Raw genomic sequence first — 1,306 nt, 5'->3', positions numbered from 1 at the left:
TTTGAATTGTTTGTGAGCTGGTTCCAGAAGATTTCAACAGAGCATGGCTTTCAGGAGGTCATCGTTGGCATGGAGCCGACCGGTCACTACTGGCTAAACCTAGCTTCATTTTCTACGAGATAAACAAGTTACGTACGGTGTGGTAAATCCACTTCACGTGAAGAAAAGTAAAGAACTAGACGACAATTCTCCAACGAAGAATGACATCAAGGACGCCAAAGTCATTGCACAGCTGGTCAAAGACGGGAGATACGCCATACCAAGCCACCGTCAATAACCTCTTAATGTTGAAGACCATAATTGTAAGTGGATATAAGCGGACTACGGAAATTGCCCCCTTTCAATGAGACATTTTTGCACGTCGGCGAACGCGCTTGATTTGCCGGACCAGCGCAGCGAATCATGACAAGCGAAAGGGAGGCCCTTAAGGGGCCTCCCTCTTTCTTCTGCTTCCTATTATTACGGGTTGGTCGTTAAAATGCCGACGTTCTTCAGCACCACAGCGCGGCGGCGCAAGCTGGGCGACGTCTTGGGGGCATAGCCCCACATTTAGGAACGTGTCGTACTGGCTGCGTTCTTTTGTTTTGCCGCTTCCACTCGTGTCATGGTTCCGAAGTAGACCACACAGAACACTCGAGTTATCAGGAATGTGAGAAAAATCGTGGCCCATGACCAAAACCAGTTCCAACGAACATACCGAATCAGATCGGTATATTGTACGAGCAGCACCTCAACTATCGTCAGTACAGTAGTGAATAACGCGACCATCGCCAATCGACGTTTCTGCCGCGGGATGATGAGAATCAATAACAATGAAAGGATCCACACTGAAACGATAATGCCGTATTGCAGCAGCAAACTCATCGCTCATTCGCTTCCTTCCTGAAAACTTTGCGATCCCTAAAGAACCAACTCGCTAGGCCGCGGACGGACAGAAATATAATCGAGTACACAATCGCCATCAGACTCCAGTGAAAATGAACATAATCCACCAATTCGGTTTTTGCGGCTAGCATCCCGTCGATTAATGTGAGCAGTGAAATCCAGACAGCAAAGTAAAAACACTTTGTCAACTTATTCGCACGAGGTCTATAGATGTAATACAGACCGCTCGCAACAGGCATCCACACCACTTTGAACGTGATATTCAAATCCGAAGCTTTGGGGATTTACGCAACGGGAAGGCCACCAAATCAAATTGAACGAGCAGCAATTTCGTTCCATGTCCATGGCCATAGCTTGTACAAGGAAGGAGGCTCCTATGTATAGTGTACTTCTTTTTATTCATACTCTCTTGGGTGCTGAT

At 46.9% G+C, this 1,306-nt stretch carries 2 protein-coding genes and 1 pseudogene; 1 reads left to right on the top strand and 2 read right to left on the bottom strand.

Going from position 1 to position 1,306, the window contains the following annotated elements:
- Positions 1-265: pseudogene (locus tag G519_RS49715) on the top strand (IS110 family transposase); the annotation flags it as partial.
- A gap of 284 nt (positions 266-549) precedes the next feature.
- Here G519_RS49715 and G519_RS0138275 read toward each other — a convergent pair.
- Positions 550-864 carry a CBO0543 family protein gene (locus tag G519_RS0138275; protein WP_029199019.1) on the bottom strand — a complete coding sequence of 105 codons (315 nt, stop codon included), beginning with the start codon at positions 862-864 and terminating at the stop codon, positions 550-552.
- Positions 861-1,124 carry a CBO0543 family protein gene (locus G519_RS46735; protein WP_244280362.1) on the bottom strand — a complete coding sequence of 88 codons (264 nt, stop codon included), beginning with the start codon at positions 1,122-1,124 and terminating at the stop codon, positions 861-863. Before G519_RS46735 ends, G519_RS0138275 begins: the two co-directional genes overlap by 4 nt.
- Between the last annotated feature and the right edge of the window lie 182 nt (positions 1,125-1,306).

It is taken from the genome of Paenibacillus alginolyticus DSM 5050 = NBRC 15375 (genome assembly GCF_000422905.1).
In the GTDB taxonomy this organism is placed as follows: Bacteria; Bacillota; Bacilli; order Paenibacillales; family NBRC-103111; genus Paenibacillus_E; species Paenibacillus_E alginolyticus.
Note: the sequence above shows the minus strand (reverse complement) of the source record. Positions and strands in the feature narration are given on the sequence as shown.

Coding starts and splice junctions, on each gene's coding strand:
- G519_RS0138275 (WP_029199019.1), bottom strand. CDS start 864: ATGAGTTTGCTGCTGCAATACGGCATTATCGTTTCAGTGTGGATCCTT.
- G519_RS46735 (WP_244280362.1), bottom strand. CDS start 1,124: ATGCCTGTTGCGAGCGGTCTGTATTACATCTATAGACCTCGTGCGAAT.